We start from the raw sequence: 20,527 nt of genomic DNA on the forward strand, positions 1-20,527 counted from the left end.
GGCGTCTTACCCAGCCTCACCAAAGCTTCCAATTCCCGCCGCTGAATACGATTCAATCTGAGAGGTCGACTAACATTGCTCATACCCCATAATAAAAAGTTTAAATCATACTGTCAAGTTATTTATGGGACACAACACTAGCTAATGATGACCGGAATGTCCCAGGAAATGGTAGAAAGGAACCCCTTTTATGCGGAGAATAGCTATATTTTTCTTAAAAAAGTCGCAATTGGTGATTGACAGGTCGTTGTACAAATGGTTAGGTTGTAATGGCAGCGAAAGGAAAATCATGATATTAGATAGTGCCGAACTGGCAGCCGAACGGGTTAGAAAATTATATTGGAATGGCCTCTTCCCTATCGATCCGGTTAAGATAGCCGCATCAATGGGAGTGAAAGTCCTCAAATCAGAATTACCTCCAGAAGTATCGGGAGCGATTATCAAACAACAAGGTCAAGATGCGATAATATATTTGTCAGCAGATGATTCAGATCAACGTAAGCGATTCACCTGCGCTCACGAATTAGGCCATTTCTATCAACATTTGGGTGATGACAAGATTGGTTATGTTGATCTTCGGCATGATACACTTTCGGCTGCGGCCTCCCAACCCGAGGAAATATTCGCAAATCAATTCGCAGCCCATTTGCTTATGCCGGAAACAGAAATAAAAAGACGTTGCAGAGATAGCAAGGTAGAACTGACAGCATACTTTGGCGTTTCAGCCGAAGCCTTGAAATATCGACTGATGAATCTCAAGATTAAACATCCAGAATTTGAATGACAGAGGGGCAAGAAAAAACATTTTCTGAAATGCAAAAAGCTCCATTTACTTATATAAATCAAATTATAAGTGGATCAGGAGTGCCCCAAGACCCGCTCACTGATGAGGATGTCGCGGATCGCAAGGCCGATAGAGACCTACGGAAAAAACTCGCACATAGATGGTTTGCGGTTGTGGCCGTGCAACTATTAGTAATGAATATAGTCTTTATTATTATTCTTGTAAAATATCCGATTGATCAATGGACATTGCGTTTATATGTATCGGCTACATTATTAGAGACATGGGGCATCGTTAAAATCATTATACTCAATCTTTTCCCCAAAAGAAAATAGCTTTTGTAGGTCGGAGTTTCGGATGATTCGCCTTTGGCGAATAAGGAGAAACCCGACATCAATCTTAATCGGCTGCTTGGGTGGCATTCCCAGGCTCCGACTTCTGTCGGAGCTTGGGGATGAGCTTTTGTCCCCATCTGCAAAATCTGTATCGAATCGATGGTAATTACTGCTTCACCCCCCTTATATAGAAGGAGTGTTTATTTATATGTCTGCCCGCGAAAAACAACTTATTGCCAATCGTGCCAGTGCTTTAAAATCAATCGGCCCCAAAACCGGCCGGGACACGTCCGCTTCCTACAACTGGGTCTCATTGTCGATTCCCCGCCAGGCTAGAAGAGACATTTTAAAAATCGAAGAAACAAACCCATTATGCCGACCCTCTCCCGCTTACCCAATCCCTTCTCCGGCAATAAATAAAATGAAAGTGAGTATGTTTCTTGGAGGGACAAAGATTTTAAAAGCAAACCCATTTTACAGGCTGCCGGGCGCCCCACCGCCGCACATTTATTGTGCCGGGCGCTTGTGCCGTTCTTGCTTGCCCACCCGGCATAATATTCTTATCATGTCTGGTATATTATTGTAGGCCACGAGCCCCGCGCTCGTGCCATTCCAAACATAAGGAAAAAGAAATGCATCTCATCGGTCAAAAAATACTCGGAGTCATAATCTTGATTCTGCTTGGTCTTCTGGTCGCGATCAAATGGAAAGCGACTGGTTCAATCCTGGAGAAACCGAAAGGTAATCTTCTTCTCTGCGTGGTCAATGCGTTCAACCTCTTCTTCTTGTTAATCGTAAATCCCCTGGCGGCAATCCTGCTGGTAACCGGCCGGATTGAATCTGTCGATATCACATTTCTGGCGATTAATGAGGGGTGGCTTTTGATGCTCTTAGAGATCGGCGGTTTTATATTTTATCTTTCCGGTTTCATTTTGATGGCATGGGCTTTGAGCGCATTAAATACCAATTATCAGTTGGGCGGAACTACTCCTCGCGCCGGCGATACTTTTATCTCATCCGGCCCTTATAGAATTGTCAGACATCCGATGTATACCGCAGTGTTGGGCATTGCTCTGGGGCTTGCCTGCCTGACCCAGTCGCTTGCCTTCTATTCCGTATTTGTCATCTATCTGGTGTTGATCATTTTTCTCATACCGGCCGAAGAAGAGGGCCTGCGACAAATGTACGGTGAACAATATGCCGCCTATCGGAAAAAAGTAAAAAGGCTTTTTCCGTTCATATACTGATAATACAGGTGAGATGACTTTGAAGACTCTGATAACGAACAAAACAAATTGTCTCTGGAGAATCCGGATATGATAGAATCACTGATTATCACTCTCTTGCCGGTAATTTTCCTGATTGTCCTGTTTGGTGGAGGGGCGGTGTTTCGGCGTCGGAATATCGATATGGATGGTGTTGCTCCGATCGGCACGGCGGTGTTCATATCAAGCAAGTACGCCATCGTTCTTCTTTGGGTGTGTATGATATTTCAGAGTTGGGGAGTTCGTCTTTCTATCTTTGAAATACCGGAGCCGGCGCGATCGATCGCGCTCTTATTATTTATTTTGGGATTCCTGCTTCTATTTGCAGGACGCTTTGAAATGGGTAGCTCTTTCAGAATCGGGTCGCCGAAAGAAGACACTAAGCTGAAAGTAAATGGTCTCTTTAGATTCAGTCGAAACCCAATGTATCTCGGGGTATATACAACTATTTTGGCCTCGGTAGTTTATACTCTTAATCCGATTCTATTGGCTGTCTGCATTTTTGTGATAGCCGTCCACCACCAAATTGTTCTGGCCGAAGAGCAGTATCTATTAAGAGCGTTTGGCGAAGAGTATAGAGAATATTGTGCTCATGTGAGAAGGTATATTTAACCGGGAGGGGACAAAACAATGTTCTGTCCCCACGGCTCCTCATACATCTTTTGAGGTGCGCTTGGAGAAATAAAGAATATTTTCGCCATATATGTACCCCGCTTTACGGAAGGCTGATATCGAGGGAAGATTCTCTTCCTCGATAAGGCAGGCGATAATCTTTATGCCGCAACCAAAAAGGAAAGACTCACACTCGGCAATCAATTGCCCGGCCAGCCCCTGCCCGCGGCAGTCGGGGTCGATGGCCAGACGGTTGATCCATCCTCGGCGGCCGTCATGGGCGGCGATCACCGCACCGATCATTTTCTCCCTGTCGTACATCCCCAGGATAGCGGTCTCGGCCCGCTGGAATTCGACCTGCATTGTTTCGCGCGAATCGCGCCCGTGCGGGCGATATGTCAGGCCGGAGCGCCCCCAGAGATTTATCAAATCATCATATTCGCAATAATCAATCGGACGAATCATGTATTCCATATTTCTCCTCCAGTATCGCCCTGACCCGCGCCACGGCGGTCTCGGTCGAAAACGGTTTCTCGGTCCAATGCTCGCAACCGGTGAAATTCAAAAACACTCCCCGCGCGGGAACGCCGACCTCTTTAGCCGTGCGCATCCCCGGGGCAAGGGTCAGAATACAGGAAATACCGATGGCCGACAGTGACGGTTTCACTTTTATTATTTTTTTCAGCTGTTTTTCCAGCGCCCGTTTGGAAAAATACCCCTCGACTCCATGCCGATCGGCGATCTCCATGATTTTATTCACCTGGCAGTTGGGAACACATCGGGCACATCTCTTCCCGAACCGGCCCCGCGTTCTCTTGCACTTATCACCCATGAGAGAAAGACAATCGGGGAGAATAATAACTGTATCCCGGGCTTTATTAAATGCCTCGCGGTTGAAATCATCGAATATATTGGAGTACAATGCCTCGATAAGATAGAACGGTTTGGCCGTGCGCCGGAAAGCATGATCATCACGTTTGGAGTGGTCGCTTATGGCTTTTTCATAAAACGAATCAACATTCTTGAATTCCTCGCCGAAAAGGGCAAGGCCCTCCACGAGAACCTTCTGAGTGAACTGCTCCAGCTTGTCGTAGAAATCCTCACCGAGACGGAAAGTATTGGTCGGTTTTTCCTGCATGGGGCCAATATAAGAGAAAGGTTGCGGTTTTCCAACGGCGGGCAATAAAAAGGCCGCCCCGGCCGGTGCGGGGACGGCCCGGAGATGAGAGAATGGTTTATCCCTCGTATTCGATTTCTTTATCCTTGCCCCAGTTCTTGAGAGTCTTTTCGACTTTCACCCGGTTGCTTCCCTTGCGGGCGGAATCGTTGCCGGGGTTGTATGTCAGAGAAGTTTCGTACTCTTTGCGGGCTTCATCGAGCCGCCCCATATTTTCGAAACAGTAGCCGAGAGAAAAATGCATCTCCGCTTTAACCAGCTTATTATCGGGGACGAATCGCAATCCGGTTTTGATAGTCTCGACAGCGCGGGCGAAATCCTTTCTCTTCTGCATGCAAAGCCCCATGTAGTAGTAAGCCTCCCAGTTGCGGCTGTCGAATGAGACCGCTTTCTCGCAGTGCTGCAACGCCTGTTTGTATTTGTCCCGGGCGTAGAATATCTTGGCCTGGCGCAAATGCTCGATGGAGGCGTTGAAATTGGTCTCCGGGTTGCGCATTACCGTTGTAGAGGGGGTTGCCTCGGTGCCGGTCTGGACGATAACCACCTCTTTGCTGCAACCGAGCGCGATAAGAAGTACAACTGGTATCAGAATAAGGAACAATTTTCTCACGACAACCTCCATTGCTGAAAGGAAGAATCTGATTTCTTCTATTATCGGCAGGTGAGGGGGGAGACTTGAAATTGATGTGCAGGGATTGAACAGGGGGCGGTATCCTCAAGATAAGCCTGCCGCGCACCAGACATGGCCGGATGCCGGGTCACATTCCCCCCGACTTCGTCGAGGGAAACAAGACCCGGCATAACATTGTCGTTGCCTGTTGGTAATTCGCTTCGCAAAACCGTTCGGGATTTTGCGCTACATAGCTGCGGAACGCCGAACCAAGAGACTGATAGACAATGACTTGCGGTAGGGTCGGAAAAGCGAACCCACCGAGAATTGGACGATCCTCTTGTCTCTTATCGAGTTGCATAATTTTGGGTTTGGTTTTTAGAAATTTTCCCGTTTCTCCGAAAAGAAAAATGCCGCCTAAGATTATGCTGTACAGAGGATAAGCGATGAGAATTGGGACGGCCAAATTGGGTTTGTTTTTTTGTTTTTTAAAATGTATGCGGGGCTGGGCTGGCGGCAGGGGAGTTCGTTTCTTCATTTTTGTATTATTTTGTAGTGGTCTTGTAGTGAATTTGTGAAGGATGCCACACAGGTGACAAGTTTTGACATTGGGACAGTCGATAAATGGCTTTTTGACGTTAGACATATAGATGGCTGTGCTTTCTATTAGAAGGGGGAGGAGCCAATTCACCATCGATTCGATATAGATTTTGTAGAGGGGTCGGGGATTGAACTTGGATGATAGTAATTGTCGAAACCCCCGCTCGTTCCGCCTGCGGCAGAACTTGGGGGGAATTTCGACCTACCGTTCCTGCGGTTCCCACCCGCGTTATTTAGGCAGTTTGGGGAGGCCCGGGTCGAATATTTTATAATGCTTAGGGCAGAGCCAGAGAATATCCCCCTCCGGGCTCGGCGTCTTTCTGAGGCCACCCCAATAGTGGCTTGGGTCGAGGTGATCGAGGAGTTCAAAAATGACTCTTAATTCCGCACCACCAAATTGCTGCAAGGTTCTTTCTCTATGATATAGATGCCTTCCAATAGTATCAGGTTTATAGATCAAGTCAGATGATTCTTCGGTACGGGGCATGAGATCAGCTATCTCGGCCATGCCCTCCAATCTAATTCTCGCCATATCCCATGAAGACTGCGGTAAGACACCCTTGGCAGTCGCTGAAATTAACGGTACATAGAATTTCAGGATTTCTATTACATGCTTTAGTATGGGCATTGCTTTTTGCAGCCATACTTTGGGTTGAGTCAGTTCATAGATACCCTTTTCCATCGGGTGCGAATCGCCGGGCATTTGGCACCAGCATTGGACTTCATAAGTTGTGGAGAAAATATTGGCCTTTGTGAGGACGCCCTTTTGTTTCGGCGATATGGTTATAAGGGAAGGGCAATCGGCTTCCATTTTTGATAGTTCAAGATTGAACAGTCGCACAAAATTGCGGATTAATAAATCAGTCAATTGCTCATGTTGCTTGCCAAGCTGTCCCTTGATCCCTTTGAGATCGGTTAATATCTGCTCGTTTGTCGAAGGATGAATGCCATAGAGAAGTCTGCTTATGGGGACCTTCGTATATGTGATGTCGCACTCCGCGTCATCTTTATTGGATTCAAGTCGTCTAATAATACTTTCAAGACTGAAGAAGTGGCCGCAATGTTCTCTAACATTTCTGATTTCGTGGCAGATACAGGGAATAAAACGATTGACTTTAAGTCCCGGAAATTCCCGGAATATCTCTTCTGCGGCATCTCTCAGAATTCCAAAGAAAAAGGCGGGCGTTATTCCCTGAACTTCAAGTGACAATTGCTTTTGTTCAGCATCCAATTGGGCACGGCCTTTATGTTCCTCATAGGTGAGAAAAACACCTTCACGCCAATGATTGTAATGGTCCGAAAAGCGGTGCGTGCGTACTATGTACGACGGCATTAAACCGGCGGGAACAAAATCCATCGTGAAATTCATGGTCAGATGCGTTTGTGGTAGTGGAACAGCATTTATGTCAGGCCAGGGGTAGGCGGGCGGCTCGAAAGGCAGAAGCTGCGGAACAACCGAAGACTCTTTTCCCTGAATACGATAAGTGAGAAAGAATTTCTCCATTAGTCGCAGGAAGACCGGATGCAGATTTTCGTTGTACTCATCCCAAATGGAGAGCAGTATCTTGTGGTCCAGCACTCCTTTGGAATTCTTAACTCCCTTATCTTCAAATACTCTACTGATCGCCTTGGTTATCCATTCCGGCTGTAATATTACGCGATCGTTAAGCCCAATATCGTCATAATAACAGATAACATCGCCCAAATCATGCAGAAGGCAGGCAAAATCACGAATCGTTTGCTCGCCGACGCCATTATCACGGCACAACTTTTCGAATTCGGCTCGCGAAATGTGATGCTCCTTGATTTTTCTTATTTCTTCCAGCGCCTTGACCCAACTTACCGGTGCGGGCATCCCCATTTGAGGCAAGGCCGCGGCCGCATTTTGAATCGCGGCGGCCAATTCCTTAATTCCCGTATCCGTTTTATTACTGACCGCGAAACTACCGATTAATTGCGGAAATTTCTCTTTATATTTTTGATAGTTTATATCGGGCGCTCTTTCATCGGCATGGGTGGCGACCAAGATTACGGGGGAATCGGGGGCAAGGGAATTGATAGTGCGAAGCCAATAGTCAAGGCGGCATTGTTCCGGCTCTTTGCGGGCGTTCCAGCACAAAATATATAGAGAACGGTTTGTGAGAAAAAACTGATGCGTCGCCTGGTATATGTATTGCCCCCCAAAATCCCAGGTGTTCAACTTCATGGTTGCATTCTTCTCTCGCGGATGGGCATACTCAAGCACGCCAATATCTATTCCATGAGTTGTATATTTGCCTTTATCAAATCTCTTTCCTTTAAGTCTATCGAGAGTGCAACTCTTACCGACCGCTCCCTCACCCGCAAAGATAACTTTCGCCCGGTACTGCTTTTCTTCACCGGCTGCTTTAAGCTCGCGAAGATATCGGAGAATCGCCTTTGTCCCTTTTTCAATAGTGGCCGGGGGAATGTTTAATCTGTAATTCCCTTCTCGAATTCTTAGCACTTCAAGTTTCGGCAGATTTCCAATTTCCTTGGGGATTTCCGTCAACTGATTGAAGAATAGATTGAGAATCGTCAGGTTTTTCAGTTGGGCGATTTCTTTGGGGATTTCCGTCAACTCATTGGAGGATAGATAGAGCCCCTTCAGGTTTGTCAGTTGGCCTATTTCTTTGGGGATTTGCGTCAATCGATTGTTGTTAAGATAGAGCGTCGTCAAGTTTGTCAATTGGCCCATCTCTTTGGGGATTTGTGTCAATTGATTGTTGTTAAGATTGAGCGTCGTCAAGTCTTTCAATTGGCTCATCTCTTTGGGGATCTCTTTCAACTGATTGCGGGACAGTTCGAGCAGGGTAAGATTTCTCAGTTGGGCGATTTCTTTGGGGATTTCCTTCGACTGATTGAAAGACAGGTCGAGCTCCGTCAGGTCTATAAGCTGGCTGATTTCTTTGGGGATTTCCGCCAACTGATTGGAGGATAGATTGAGCGTCGTCAGGTTTGTCAGTTGGGCAATTTCCCTGGGGAGTTCCGTCAACTGATTGGAGGATAGATCGAGCCTCCTCAGGTTTATCAAGTGGGCTATCTCTTTGGGTAAACTGGTGAATTTATTATGCGACAGAAAGAGATATTGAAGGTCTTTTAGAAGGAATAGTTGTTCCGGAAAGGTTCTTAAAAAGCAATTTTCGCACTTAAGATAAGCGATATTTCCGTCCCTATCTAGAGCGTATAAACCAAGTAAGCTTCTGCCTGCCCACACCTGTATCTTCTTTAGTATTTCTTCATTTTGATTGCGCAATTGCTGATCCCTCGAATATTATTATTGGCGATTAATCGTCGCTAATATTATAACTCAGGCTCACCTACTTCACAAGCATGATTTTCCATATATATTTCATCTCAAATTATGATGCACGCAGCCTTTCATCGGTTCGGGCAGGTCCTGATTCCGTCAAGCGGAATTGTGACCTGCCCGCATATCGTTGTCCAACCAGCTGATTTCGCCCGTAACTTCTTGCCAATCACCATACCCCATACAAAATCGCTACAAGATCGATGGTGAATTGCCCCCCTCGCTCTATATATGAAGAGTATGATTATTTCCATGTCCGTAAATAAGAAGAGAATTTCGGTTGACCGAAAATGCCATTACATCTCCAAATCAGGGCAGAACCGGAGGTCGGAATATTTTAAAAATCGAAGAAACGAACCCAATTTTCCACCACCGATTATTTCCGCCCAATCCATTGTTGTATCTATATGTTACGCCGGAAAAAGCCTATGACCAAATGGCCCCAAAAAATTAGTAAAGCGAAGCCAAACATTGCCATCTCTTTGCCGCGTATGGATTTCAATCATTATTATTTGGCTTCGCTTTTTTTGCGCTCCCTCAATCCCTTGTGCCACAACGTATCAGGTTAGTGCCTTGCCCCGGTCCACAAAATGGGTGCGTTTCGATTTGACTTTCAGTTTCCTTAGCAATATATTCGCCTCATGCTTTTAGCAATCGATATCGGGAATACCAATACGGTTGTCGGGGTGTTCGATGAATCCCGGCTGATCAACCATTTCCGGGTGGGATCAAACCACGCCATGACAGTCGATGAATGCGGCTTCTTTGTTACCGGACTGCTGGAAAAACTCACGATCAAGCCGGAGCAGTTGAACCGGGTGGTAATCGCCTCGGTGGTGCCGCGTCTCACGCCAATATTCGAGCAGATGTCCGAAAAATATCTCAAGCTCACGCCGCTGATGGTTTCATCCAAGACAAAGCTCCCGATAAAAATCGCCTATCATGACCCGACCGCGGTCGGCGCCGACCGAATTGCCAACGCGGTGGGCGGGTTTATCCGTATCGGCGGGCCGATAATTATTGTCGATTATGGTACGACCATAAATTTCGATGTGGTGACTGATAATGGCGTTTTTGTCGGCGGGGTGATCGCCCCCGGGCCCGAAACCTCGGCCGTTGAGCTGGCGCGCAAAGCGGCGAGGCTGTTTGAGGTGCGTATCGAGAGACCGGAGCGGGTAATCGGACGTACTACCGCCGAATCACTCAAGGCGGGGCTGTTCTATGGTACGATCGGGCAGGTTGATTTGATTATCGAGCTTATCCTTAAGGAGCTTATGGTGCCGGCGCGGGTAATCGCCACCGGCGGGCTGGCATCCGAATTTGCCGAATACTCGCGGCATATCGAGACCACCTTCCCTGCCCTGACCCTTGAAGGGCTGAGAATTATCGCCGACTACCAGGAAGGCGAAATACCTAACTTCTGATTATCCAATCACTTATAAAAAATCAAAAAAATCTCTGAAACCTCTTGACAATCCCGCGTAGAAGGATATATTTGGTGACCTGTTAGCACTCTTATTGAGTGAGTGCTAACAAGGGAAGACAGGCTGACAACTATACGAAACATTCCATAAGGAGGATTTGATATGATGGTGAAGCCGTTGGCCGACCGAGTTTTAATCCGGCCGATTGAGATGACGGAAGTCAAAAAGGGTGGAATTATTATCCCCGACACCGCCAAGGAAAAGCCCGTTGAGGGCGAAATCATGGAAGTTGGTCCCGGGAGACTGACTGAAGATGGGAAGAAAATCCCAATGGAGATCAAGAAGGGTGACCGCGTGCTGTATGGCAAGTATTCCGGTACCGAGGTCACTATTGAAGGCAACGAGTATCTTATCATGCGGGAATCAGACGTTTTCGCAATCGTGTCCAAGTAACGGAAAAGGAGTGGAAATATGGCCAAGATTATAGAATATGATGCGCAGGCGCGCGAGAAACTTAAAAGGGGTGTAGATAAGCTGGCTGATGCGGTCAAAGTGACGCTCGGCCCCAAGGGGCGCAATGTTATTCTTGACAAGAAATTCGGCAGCCCGACCGTGACCAAAGATGGTGTCTCGGTGGCCAAGGAAATAGAGCTCGAAGACCATTTTGAGAATATGCGCGCCCAGATGCTGAAAGAGGTCGCCTCGAAGACCTCGGATGTGGCCGGTGACGGTACCACGACGGCGACGGTTCTGGCGCAGGCGATTTACCGCGAGGGTATCAAGGCGGTCACCGCCGGGGTCAACCCGATGGCGATCAAGCGTGGTATCGACTCCGCGGTCGAGAAAGTGGTCGCCGAAATCCGCAAGATTTCCCAGCCGGTGGCCGGTGATTTGAATAAGATTCGTCAGGTCGGCAGTATTTCGGCCAACAACGATAAAAGCATCGGCGACAAGGTTGCCGAAGCGATGGATAAGGTCGGCAAGGATGGCGTTATCACGGTCGAAGAGTCCAAGACTATCGATACAACACTGGAAATTGTTGAGGGGATGCAGTTCGACCGCGGGTATGTTTCCCCCTATTTTGTGACCGACGCCGACAACATGGAGGCGGTTCTGGAGGATACGCTCATTCTCATCCACGACAAGAAGATATCGACCATGAAAGATATCCTGCCGGTTCTGGAGAAGATCGCGCAGATGGGCCGCCCGCTTCTGATTGTCGCTGAGGATATCGAGGGCGAGGCGCTGGCGACGCTGGTGGTCAACAAGCTTCGCGGCACCCTGAAGGTGGCCGCGGTGAAAGCTCCCGGTTTCGGCGATCGCAGAAAAGCGATGCTGGAAGATGTCGCGGTTCTTACCGGCGGCAAGGTGATCTCGGAGGAACTTGGATTCAAGCTCGAGAATGCTGTGGTTTCGGACTTTGGTAAGGCCAAGAAGGTCGTGATCGACAAGGATAACACGACTATCGTTGAAGGTGGCGGAAGCACGGCCGATATCAAAGCCCGCATCGGTCAGATTCGGAAACAGATCGAAGATACGACATCGGACTATGACCGCGAGAAACTTCAGGAACGTCTGGCCAAGCTGGCCGGCGGCGTGGCGGTCATCAATGTCGGCGCGGCGACCGAGACAGAGATGAAGGAAAAGAAGGCGCGTGTCGAGGATGCTCTTCATGCTACCCGGGCCGCGGTCGAGGAAGGTATTGTTCCCGGCGGCGGCGTGGTTTTCCTTCGTGCCATGGTCGGCCTGGATGGTCTCAAGATGTCGCAGGATGAGATGGTCGGGGTCAACATTATTCGTAAGGCGCTTGAGGAGCCGATTCGCCAGATTTCCAACAACGCCGGCGTTGAAGGCTCGATCGTAGTGGATAAGGTGATGAGAGAGAAAGGCGCTTTTGGTTACAACGCCGAAACCGATATCTACGAGGATATGATCTTGGCCGGTGTCATCGACCCGACCAAGGTGGCCCGTACCGCTCTGGAGAATGCTGCTTCAATCGGCGGGCTCCTTCTGACCACCGAGGCTCTTGTTGCCGATAAACCGGAAGAAAAGAAGGCGATGCCTTCCATGCCGGGTGGCGGCGGTGGCTACGGCGATATGTACTAATTTGCGGATACTATACCCGTTTTATGCAGAAACCCCCCGTGAATTTCGGGGGGTTTTTCTATTCCCAAATTTGCCTTTTGAGAGGCCGACGCGGTCGGGATTGGTTTTATTGTTTCTTGATTGCTCCCAGTATCTGCGTCAGATGCCGTCGATGCGATTCGAATTGAGGGTCATTGTTGCCGGATCGGATGTACTGTTCGAAATTTGACGCGGCTTTGGCATTGTCGCCAAGTTTCGCATAGGCCAGAGTAAGAAAATAATAAGCCATCGGATTTCCCGGATCGAGTCCTGCTAATTTTTCTCCGTAGTAGATAGACGAATCCGGACGACCCTGTGCAAGATGCAGCCCGGAAAACCCTTCGAGAATATCGCCGTCGGTGGAATTCAGTTGGTAAGCCTTTCTCAGGCAGATCAACGCAGAATCGCCCTTGCCTATGCTGGAAAGGATTCGCGCCCTGGCACTGTAAAGCTTGTAATTATATGCCTGCAAGGTTATAGCCTGATCCGATTCTTCGAGAGCTTTTTCATAATCGCGGTCCCAATAATAGAGGATACTCATCATACCATGATAGCGTGAAGAGAATCGGTCCGGATTGATTGTCCGGGCGATCTCCCTGGCCTGCTCGACCTGCCCCTGATCGAGCGCAGTTAGGGCGCGATCAATCTTGACCGAGTTGAAGCCACTGGAGCGGAGCGTTTTATCGCGTTCAATGGCGGTGGCGTTATCTCCCCTGTCGATGTAGTATTGCCGGAGTGCGATAAGAGTGCCGACTGATTTTTCGCCGTCAAGGTCATACATATACTGGGCGTAACGAAGGGAATTTTTCTCATTCAGATTAACCAGAAGAAACGGCATGATGGAGAACGCCAGAAGAATCATCATTCCCGGAAATACCTTCCGCAAGAAATCCGTTTTTCCGGGATGATAAAGCGCCACCAGGAGCAGAGTCAGGCTGTATCCCGAGAGAGAAAACAGATCCCAGTCGCGGGCCATCCCCAGAGTGGGATCAATCAGGAAAAGAAATGACAGGCCGCCTATTGCCGTTAGAATCAGAAAAGATGGGATTCTATCTTTGAAAACCCCGGGTAACGCGCGGCCCGAATAGAATAACAAAAGAGGCAGCAGGGGTGAAAGAAGTAGAAGCTGGTTAAGTATATCGGCCAGATGAGAAAGGCTGAAAAGTGTATATCCGGGAGCAACCGGTTTGCCTTTCCACAGGGGGACAAAGATATTCTCAAAATAAAGGTCGGTATGATATTTTCTGATAAAGAGAAATATCCCGGCCAATAAAATAATAGCCACGACTGACCAGAATAATATTCTCAGTTTATTATACAGTAAGAGACCGCGCCCACGACACAAGAGAAGAAAGAGATAAGCCGGAATGAGAGCCCCCATTTGAAGATGGAGGAACAATCCGAAGCCCAGAAAGAAGCCGGCGGCGGTCAATCCCTTTTGGCCTTTGAGATAGCTGATACTGAAATAGATGAATCCGGACAGGATCGGCCACAGCAGAGGGTAATTTTCCACATATCCGAAGAAGAGAAGTATGGCGCCGGAGAAAATGGAGACAAAGAAAGTCAGTAACCGTTTCATTCTGTCTTCCGAAATTGCTTCGGCAATGAGAAAGAAAAAATAAAGAGCTGTGGCTCCGGAGCAAACCGATACCATTTGAAAGGCGGCCAGGGCGGTTTTTTGATTTTGAGGTCCCAAAAGAGATTGGATTGCAATCAGGATAAGGGTCATGCCCTTCTCACTCCATTTCACAAAGGTGCCGGCAGGGGAAGCCAGATTGGTGATAAGGGCATATCCATCGCCAAAGAAATGGGTCGGCGTCCGGAAGATTATAAAGAGGCCGGTCATGATGATGATGAAAAGAAGGCGATAATAATACTTCCAACGGTTCTCGAATAAAGCTGTGGAAAGGCTGTCGATAAAAACCTCGCGCCATTTTGACGACCCAAGTAGGAATGGGATTATGAGGGCAGCGGCGGCTAAGATGACATAAGCAGCAGTCACACCGGTCGATAAAAACAGCAAATGGTTAAAGCCCCAGGTGCGGCTTGAGGGGAATAGCAAAGGAATCAGGTGAAGAAGAAATGAGCCGACCAGAATCAGATAGCCGGTTAGAAAGCCAGATTTTTTCCGCAATGTTTTACTTACGCCATTACTGAGTTGACTTTCCACCAATCTATTGACTTGGCCATCTTTTTTCAATAAGATTATCCAATGGTCAATTTGGAAACGTTCATCAATATCATAAAGAGTGAGTTTCCCGAGGACAGACTCACTTATCAGAGGGGAATCGCCACTTTTCATCCCGAATCGGCCGATGAGGCGGCGCGGTTGTTTAAATATGCCGGGCAGGAAAGGCAGCCGCTGTTCATCAGTGGTTTCGGCAATAATATCGATCCGGTCGGGAAGTGGTTCGAAAAGGTGATCGTTATGCGCACCGACCGACTAAACAGTTTCACGAGAGTCGTACCGGAGGATTTCTATATTGTGGTCGGGTCCGGATTCCCCCTCCGGGAAATAAATTCTGTCCTGGATGAGCATGGCCTCTATTTACCGCACTCGGCGCTTCCCTATGTCGGTTCAGTGGGTGGGGCGGTGGCAGTTGGACTGTCGGCTAAGCTGGACAAACATGCCTTCCCCATCAGCCGACACCTGATTAAGGCCGAAATTGCCACCCCACAGGGAGAGGTGATTAAGCCCGGGTCGGTCTGTTTCAAATCGGTTTCCGGTTTCGATATTGTGAAAATATTTTCCCCATCATGGGGCCTTCTTGGCCTGCTTGCCTCGGTTACTTTCCGGGTTTTGCCTGTTGCAGCCAGGGGGGAATATGAGATACTGAAAATGTCGGCCATTCAATTTGGGGATTTTTGGAAGCGGTATCAAAACCCGGGCGACAACGTCTCCGTCCAATATTCCATAAAAATAAAGAGAAAATTCGATCCTGAAAATATTCTCCCCCTGATTGACTCTGTCGCCTGAACTTTTTTTCATTATCCGACGGCTCAAAGAGTATAATTACTTGCCTGGTAACATGGTTAATTTTTATCCGTAATATTATGTATGAAGTAATTGGCGGTGATGATACGGAATAGTTTACGGATGTGATATGCTGATTAAAGTGGCGGCGGTGCAATGCCGGGTGGGGAAAAGGCTGACTCTGGAGGAAAAACTCCATATCTTCAAGCGGCGTCCCGATTTTATCTGTCTCCCCGAATATTCCCTTATCGATAGCAGTGTGCCTGATTTTCTGCGCGCGGCCCTCACCGTCAGGGAGAATCTGCAATACCTGAAAAATCTCTCCAACGATTTTGCCGCCTGCCTGATCGGCGGTTCCGTGGTTGAAGCGGAGGGGGATTCATTGTATAACAGCTGTTACCTTTTTGACTGCGGCATGGAGATTGGCAGGTATCGGAAGTTAAACCCGGTGAGTGGCGAAGTGAATAAGGGGATTCTCCCGGGAGACAAGCTGTTTGTAATTGATGTTGACGATGTGCGGATCGCGGTCCTTATCTGCGCCGATGCGCTCAATATCGGGTTGTTTGAAATACTCGGAACTAAAGATGTCGACATAATCTTCATCCCCACCACTTCTCCTTACCGCCCCGGAGAGTCTAAATCGGAGAAACGGAAACGTGATGAAGATATTTATCTGGCCGGGGCGCAGAGAGCCGATGCTTATCTGGTCAAGACCTGTGCGGTCGGGACGCTATTCGGCAAACCGCTGCAGGGGCGGTCGCTGATAGCGGCTCCCTGGGGAATTCTGGAGCGGGTAAACTACTATTCCGAAGCCAATGAATGCCTGCTTACCGCAATCCTCGATATTGAGGAACTGCGCGAATTCCGGCGGAAAAAGAAATACCAGAGATTCAGATTGGCCAATTCAGGTGAGTGATATTAGCTGTAATCGCCTCGGGAATTCGCGACAGGTATAAAGCGGAACAATAAAAAAAAGGACACCATCAGGTGTCCTTTTTACTCTTATGGTTACTGATTATCGTCAGTAGGCGCCGCCGTAGAATTTATCGACATTTTCAACAATTTCAGCGTTCTTTACCAGATTGTCAAACCAGCGGCCATAAATATCCTGCTGTTTGGTTTGCAGGACAGCCCCCCTGATAGAATCCTGCAGTTGGTTGAACTCCTCAATATTGGGGGAGGTTTTCTGGAGGAGTTTGACAATGGCCGAACCGGCGGCGTAATTCACCGGCTCAGAGAGATTGTCGATATTCTTGAGGGCAAAAGCGGCACCCAGAACTTCGGGTGAATTCCCCATGCCGGGCAGCTTCACTTTCATATTGATCATCTCAGTCTCGGCATAGGGATAGCCGTAAGTTTGACCAGCCTTTTCCATCGGGATGCCGTTCTTGATGGCGGCATATATCACCTTGGCCATATTAGCGGTGAGCTCTTTGGCCTTTTCCATGGCCAGTTTCTGGGAAATATTCTTTTCCACTTCTTCAAAAGCGGCGTAGCCGGCCGGGATATGAGATGCAACTTTCATTACGTAATAAGCGGAACTATTCTCCAGGGGGTCGGAGATCTTTCCCGGCTCGTTATTGAAAGCAAAATCGAGGGCGACCGGATCAGAGCCAAGGTACTGGATATAATCTTTCTTTTTAAATGGTGCGGTGGTGCGAATTTCATATTTCATATCTTGCGCCGCCTTCTCAAAGCCTTCCTTCTCCGCCAGGGTAATAAGATCCTTGGAATTAAGTGACAATTGATCCAGAGTCTCTTGCGTTGGGGTTACCTTCAAGAGGATATGCGCGGCATTGGCTTCCTCCACATCGGTGGGGGCACCGCCTCCCAGAGGAACTTTTTTCTCGATCCGCTTTCCCAGAAGCTTAATGATATGCCATCCAAACTGGGATTTCACCGGGCGGCTGATCTCGTTGGGCTTGAGAGCCCATACGGCACTATCGAATTGCGGAACCATCTGTTCATGCTGGAACCATCCCAGATCACCCCCCTTTTCAGCCGAACCCTCATCCTGCGAATAGTTGCGGGCCAGTTCGGCAAAATCGGCGCCGACCATGGCGGAATCATATATTTCCCTGATCTGGGAGGAAGCCCTTTCCCAGTCATTTTCCGAAGGGGCTTTCTGGAAGAGGACTATTTGCAGCGTGGCTCGATCCTCCAGTTTGAATTCATCGCGATGTTCGTCATAGTACTTTTTCGTCTGCTCCGGAGTCGGTTTGGGCGCTGTCTGTATCATTTTCGAACTGGGCAGATTGATATATCCGAATTTGATCATTTCCTTCTCAGCCATGAATGCGTCCATCACTTCGGCCGGGGAGACCCTTATGGTATTAATAATCTCCTCCTGAAGTTTGTATTTTTTCAATTCCGGAGTGATGAAACTCTCGATCGATGCCCAATAGGGTGCATATTGCGGATTGGTCATGGCGCCGACATATTTCTGATAATCAAATTTCCCATCAGTCTGGAATTGGGGTGTGCTCTGAACTTCCGCCGGCGGATACATCCGCAGGAAGGCAAAAATCTCCTCATCAGTGATAACAATCCGGCGTTTATTTATTTCCTGGTTGATAAGGACGTCACCCAACATCTGGTTCCAAGCCTGCCGCCTGATTTGTTCCAACTTATCCGGCGGGAGTTCGGCCTCGGACTTTTCCTCCTCCTGGCGCAGGATGCTGGTGTAATATCTCCCAAATACCTCCGGCTGGATTTTCTGATCGTTGATTATGCCAATGTCGTTGGCAATCACCCGTGATTTGGAAGTGATATTCATCCCCCATTCAAAAACGATGGTCATCAGGAAAAATACCAGAACCGTAGCCATTATCGGGACAATCAATTTCCTCAAGAACGCGAACATTTATCAATCTCCTTTACGCAATATGTCCAAAACAATCGTCTAATATACGCCAATTTCCAAAATCCGCAAGCCCGTAAAATCAGCCCGGCCCGGTCCTGCCTTTCAAATTACTTTGACTTTGAGACGCCCGGCCTTTAATTTATCAAAATACCAAATATGATAGACTTATCGACCATATGCAGAGCAATATTAGTTTTGCTCCTTTTTCTGTCTGGGGAGGGCGCTGAGGGGGGCGAATCATGGCCGGTTAAAGGGGAAATAGACATATCCTCCGGTTTCTGTGATTTCCGAACGGCTCATTTTCACGGCGGCGTTGATATCCGGACCGGCGGGGCTGAAGGGCGGGAGGCATTTTCTCCGGTTGATGGTTATGTCTGGCGTCTCCGATACTCCTATACCGGTTATGGCAAGGCCCTATATCTCAAGGACAGCGAAGGGAATATCTATGTTTTTGGCCATCTGTCGCGGCTGGCCGACCGACTGGAAAAATGGGTCAAGAATAAGCAATATCGAACCCGTCGCTATTATCTGGATCATGAATTCCCGCCGGATTCTCTGCCGGTTAAGCAGGGCGAGTTGATAGCCTATTCCGGGCAGAGCGGGTCGGGACCGCCACATCTTCATTTCGAAAAGAGAACCGCCGCCAATGTTCCTTTGAATCCCTTGACCAACGGCTTTCCCCTGGCCGACCGGGTGTCCCCCGAAATGGAATCGGTCGGTTTCATTTATCTTGACAGCAACTCCCTGTTTGCCAACGGTCGCAGGAAAGCTAATTTCCGCCTGCAGCTTGACCGGGGAGAAAGAAGATATTATACCGATTCTGTTCTCTATCTTGAGGCTCCCTTTGGGATTGAGACAAAGGCGTTCGACCGTATCAGCCATCAGGGACCGCTTCTGAATATCTACAAAGCCAGGCTTTTCATCGATGACTCCCTCTATTACGAAACAGAGTACGATCATTATGATTATGCCGAAACCAAAATGGTTGATCTCTGTTACGACTATTACCCGGCAGTAGCCGATAAAAATTATCATCACCTCCTGTTCAATCCTGCGGGGAAATATTTCAGCGGCAGCAAATCACAAATTCCCGCCGAAGGGATATTTTCAGAGGACAGAGGGAACTTTATCGGCCTGCATTCGGCCCGAATTGAGGTTTACGATGCCGCCGGCAACAAATCGGATGCGGAATTTTCTTTTTTCTGCGGCCCGCCAGGAAATCTTTTCGAATACGAAAAAATAAGTGATACAGTTTTCTACCTGATACCGGTTTCTGATGCCCGGGAATTGGGAATCAAGGAAGTGGCCGTATATACCGCCTCGGGGAACTCCGGCTGGCGGCGGCTCCCCGCCAATCTGACTGAAGTGAGGAAAGGCGGAGGATTCAGAATCACTTTGCCGGCCGGCAAAAAGCCGCTCAGGGCGTTTCGGGTCGTCGCTGACGGTTTTTCACGGTGGAGAAAGGAGGAACTTTATATATCCCAATCTCCCATCGCGGCGGAAAAATATCAACTCAGCTATGAGCTTTCGGATAACGGAATTCTATTCAATGTCTCGGCGGCTATGCCCTTCATGCCGGCTCCGAAAATCACCGTCCAGTATGCCGATGGATACAGCAAAGTAATCGAATGCAGGGCTGTCACACCGAGCAAATTTGCGGCTTTTTATAGAAATCCGGAAATAGGCACGGCAATTATTGGTTTCGGGCTGATTGACCAATTTAGAAATCCCGCGAATATGAAAGAAGTGTACATTGCCCTGGCCGGCAAATCAAAAGAGACGATGATTTTCCCGGATGAAGGTGAATTCCAGGTAACTTTTCAGGAAGAGAATTTTTACGCTCCGACCTATATTAAGGTGAGCAAGGGGGGCGGATGGTTTCTTATGGAGGCCAATATCGTGGGTGATGTTTATTCCGTAACGCCGGAAATAATCCCTCTGGCCGAGCCGGTAACTGTCTCGTTTATATCAAAAGACTCGGCATTGAAGAAAGATATCGGCCTGTGCCATATGGCGGGAAAAAACGGCTGGAACTGGATGAAATCAAAGAATGAGAGTGGCCGGGTATCAGTGAAAAGCGGTTTTCTCGGCACCTTTGCGCTTTTAAAGGATGACGAGGCGCCATCGCTAAAGAGAGTCAGTCCTCAGAATCAGAAAACAATCCAAAATGGATTTCCGGAAATCAGCTGTCTTATCACGGATGATCTTTCAGGCATAGAAGATGACAACGGTATTACCATCCTTCTTGACGGCCGATGGCTAATTCCGGAATACGACCCGGAGACTACCGTTTTGAAAACATTTCCGGATAAGAAACTCGCCAAAGGGAAGCACACTCTGGAAATCACCGCTCAGGATCGGGCCGGGAATAAAAAGACAGTAAAATCCGAATTCCTTGTCGGGTCAAAATAATGTCGTTCGGGAAGAAGAA

The 20,527-nt window shown here is 48.2% G+C and carries 17 protein-coding genes; 10 read left to right on the forward strand and 7 right to left on the reverse strand.

What is annotated here, in order from left to right; genetic code table 11:
* Nucleotides 1-190: 190 nt before the first annotated feature.
* The 4 genes from NT002_05695 to NT002_05710 all read left to right on the forward strand — a co-directional run bounded on the left by NT002_05695 (nucleotide 191) and on the right by NT002_05710 (nucleotide 2,996).
* Entirely contained in the window at nucleotides 191-784 is a 594-nt protein-coding gene (locus NT002_05695) for an ImmA/IrrE family metallo-endopeptidase (protein MCX6828760.1), read from the forward strand.
* On the forward strand, nucleotides 781-1,119 hold the full coding sequence (locus tag NT002_05700) for a hypothetical protein (protein ID MCX6828761.1): 339 nt from the start codon (nucleotides 781-783) through the stop codon (nucleotides 1,117-1,119). Before NT002_05695 ends, NT002_05700 begins: the two co-directional genes overlap by 4 nt.
* A gap of 632 nt (nucleotides 1,120-1,751) precedes the next feature.
* Complete coding sequence (locus NT002_05705; GenBank protein ID MCX6828762.1) at nucleotides 1,752-2,366, forward strand: isoprenylcysteine carboxylmethyltransferase family protein; 615 nt, start codon at nucleotides 1,752-1,754, stop codon at nucleotides 2,364-2,366.
* A gap of 69 nt (nucleotides 2,367-2,435) precedes the next feature.
* Nucleotides 2,436-2,996, forward strand: coding sequence for an isoprenylcysteine carboxylmethyltransferase family protein (locus NT002_05710; protein MCX6828763.1), 561 nt, complete (start codon nucleotides 2,436-2,438; stop codon nucleotides 2,994-2,996).
* Between the two features lie 39 nt (nucleotides 2,997-3,035).
* Here the strand turns inward: NT002_05710 and NT002_05715 are convergent, their stop codons facing one another.
* From NT002_05715 to NT002_05735, 5 genes are all read right to left on the reverse strand, one after another.
* Nucleotides 3,036-3,470 carry a GNAT family N-acetyltransferase gene (locus NT002_05715; protein ID MCX6828764.1) on the reverse strand — a complete coding sequence of 145 codons (435 nt, stop codon included), beginning with the start codon at nucleotides 3,468-3,470 and terminating at the stop codon, nucleotides 3,036-3,038.
* Nucleotides 3,445-4,179, reverse strand: a complete 735-nt coding sequence (locus NT002_05720) for a DUF116 domain-containing protein (GenBank protein MCX6828765.1) — start codon at nucleotides 4,177-4,179, stop codon at nucleotides 3,445-3,447. The genes NT002_05715 and NT002_05720 overlap by 26 nt, the downstream gene beginning before the upstream one ends.
* A 52-nt stretch (nucleotides 4,180-4,231) precedes the next feature.
* Entirely contained in the window at nucleotides 4,232-4,783 is a 552-nt protein-coding gene (locus NT002_05725) for a tetratricopeptide repeat protein (protein MCX6828766.1), read from the reverse strand.
* Nucleotides 4,784-4,931: 148 nt separating this feature from the next.
* A complete protein-coding gene (locus tag NT002_05730; protein ID MCX6828767.1) occupies nucleotides 4,932-5,321 on the reverse strand; it encodes a hypothetical protein in 390 nt (129 codons plus the stop codon).
* Between the two features lie 291 nt (nucleotides 5,322-5,612).
* The gene (locus NT002_05735) at nucleotides 5,613-8,618 is read right to left on the reverse strand and encodes a leucine-rich repeat domain-containing protein (GenBank protein MCX6828768.1); all 3,006 of its coding nucleotides are present in this window, start codon (nucleotides 8,616-8,618) and stop codon (nucleotides 5,613-5,615) included.
* 734 nt (nucleotides 8,619-9,352) lie between these two features.
* Between NT002_05735 and NT002_05740 the strand changes: the two genes are divergently transcribed.
* The 3 genes from NT002_05740 to groL all read left to right on the forward strand — a co-directional run bounded on the left by NT002_05740 (nucleotide 9,353) and on the right by groL (nucleotide 12,241).
* Nucleotides 9,353-10,135, forward strand: coding sequence for a type III pantothenate kinase (locus NT002_05740; GenBank protein ID MCX6828769.1), 783 nt, complete (start codon nucleotides 9,353-9,355; stop codon nucleotides 10,133-10,135).
* A 162-nt stretch (nucleotides 10,136-10,297) separates the two neighbouring features.
* A complete protein-coding gene (gene groES, locus NT002_05745; GenBank protein MCX6828770.1) occupies nucleotides 10,298-10,588 on the forward strand; it encodes a co-chaperone GroES in 291 nt (96 codons plus the stop codon).
* 18 nt (nucleotides 10,589-10,606) lie between these two features.
* Entirely contained in the window at nucleotides 10,607-12,241 is a 1,635-nt protein-coding gene (gene groL / locus NT002_05750; protein ID MCX6828771.1) for a chaperonin GroEL, read from the forward strand.
* A gap of 106 nt (nucleotides 12,242-12,347) precedes the next feature.
* Here the strand turns inward: groL and NT002_05755 are convergent, their stop codons facing one another.
* Nucleotides 12,348-14,393 carry a hypothetical protein gene (locus NT002_05755; protein MCX6828772.1) on the reverse strand — a complete coding sequence of 682 codons (2,046 nt, stop codon included), beginning with the start codon at nucleotides 14,391-14,393 and terminating at the stop codon, nucleotides 12,348-12,350.
* A gap of 78 nt (nucleotides 14,394-14,471) precedes the next feature.
* Here NT002_05755 and NT002_05760 point away from each other — a divergent pair, with 78 nt between their 5' ends.
* Nucleotides 14,472-15,236: an FAD-binding oxidoreductase gene (locus NT002_05760; GenBank protein ID MCX6828773.1), complete on the forward strand. Its 765-nt coding sequence runs from the start codon at nucleotides 14,472-14,474 to the stop codon at nucleotides 15,234-15,236.
* A 127-nt stretch (nucleotides 15,237-15,363) separates the two neighbouring features.
* A complete protein-coding gene (locus NT002_05765) occupies nucleotides 15,364-16,149 on the forward strand; it encodes a carbon-nitrogen hydrolase family protein (protein MCX6828774.1) in 786 nt (261 codons plus the stop codon).
* 105 nt (nucleotides 16,150-16,254) lie between these two features.
* On the opposite strand, the gene NT002_05770 is transcribed toward NT002_05765, so the two are convergent.
* Nucleotides 16,255-18,096, reverse strand: coding sequence for a peptidylprolyl isomerase (locus tag NT002_05770; GenBank protein ID MCX6828775.1), 1,842 nt, complete (start codon nucleotides 18,094-18,096; stop codon nucleotides 16,255-16,257).
* Between the two features lie 195 nt (nucleotides 18,097-18,291).
* On the opposite strand from NT002_05770, the gene NT002_05775 reads away from it, so the two are divergent.
* The gene (locus tag NT002_05775; GenBank protein ID MCX6828776.1) at nucleotides 18,292-20,508 is read left to right on the forward strand and encodes a M23 family metallopeptidase; all 2,217 of its coding nucleotides are present in this window, start codon (nucleotides 18,292-18,294) and stop codon (nucleotides 20,506-20,508) included.
* Nucleotides 20,509-20,527 lie beyond the last annotated feature (19 nt).

Source organism: Candidatus Zixiibacteriota bacterium (genome assembly GCA_026397505.1).
In the GTDB taxonomy this organism is placed as follows: domain Bacteria; phylum Zixibacteria; class MSB-5A5; order GN15; family PGXB01; genus JAPLUR01.

Bases quoted from the DNA above. Each gene is read 5' to 3' on its own strand.
- NT002_05695 (MCX6828760.1), top strand. From the start codon at position 191: ATGCGGAGAATAGCTATATTTTTCTTAAAAAAGTCGCAATTGGTGATT.
- NT002_05760 (MCX6828773.1), top strand. From the start codon at position 14,472: ATGGTCAATTTGGAAACGTTCATCAATATCATAAAGAGTGAGTTTCCC.
- NT002_05730 (MCX6828767.1), bottom strand. From the start codon at position 5,321: ATGAAGAAACGAACTCCCCTGCCGCCAGCCCAGCCCCGCATACATTTT.
- NT002_05700 (MCX6828761.1), top strand. From the start codon at position 781: ATGACAGAGGGGCAAGAAAAAACATTTTCTGAAATGCAAAAAGCTCCA.
- NT002_05715 (MCX6828764.1), bottom strand. From the start codon at position 3,470: ATGGAATACATGATTCGTCCGATTGATTATTGCGAATATGATGATTTG.
- NT002_05740 (MCX6828769.1), top strand. From the start codon at position 9,353: ATGCTTTTAGCAATCGATATCGGGAATACCAATACGGTTGTCGGGGTG.
- groL (MCX6828771.1), top strand. From the start codon at position 10,607: ATGGCCAAGATTATAGAATATGATGCGCAGGCGCGCGAGAAACTTAAA.
- groES (MCX6828770.1), top strand. From the start codon at position 10,298: ATGATGGTGAAGCCGTTGGCCGACCGAGTTTTAATCCGGCCGATTGAG.
- NT002_05770 (MCX6828775.1), bottom strand. From the start codon at position 18,096: ATGTTCGCGTTCTTGAGGAAATTGATTGTCCCGATAATGGCTACGGTT.
- NT002_05765 (MCX6828774.1), top strand. From the start codon at position 15,364: ATGCTGATTAAAGTGGCGGCGGTGCAATGCCGGGTGGGGAAAAGGCTG.
- NT002_05710 (MCX6828763.1), top strand. From the start codon at position 2,436: ATGATAGAATCACTGATTATCACTCTCTTGCCGGTAATTTTCCTGATT.
- NT002_05705 (MCX6828762.1), top strand. From the start codon at position 1,752: ATGCATCTCATCGGTCAAAAAATACTCGGAGTCATAATCTTGATTCTG.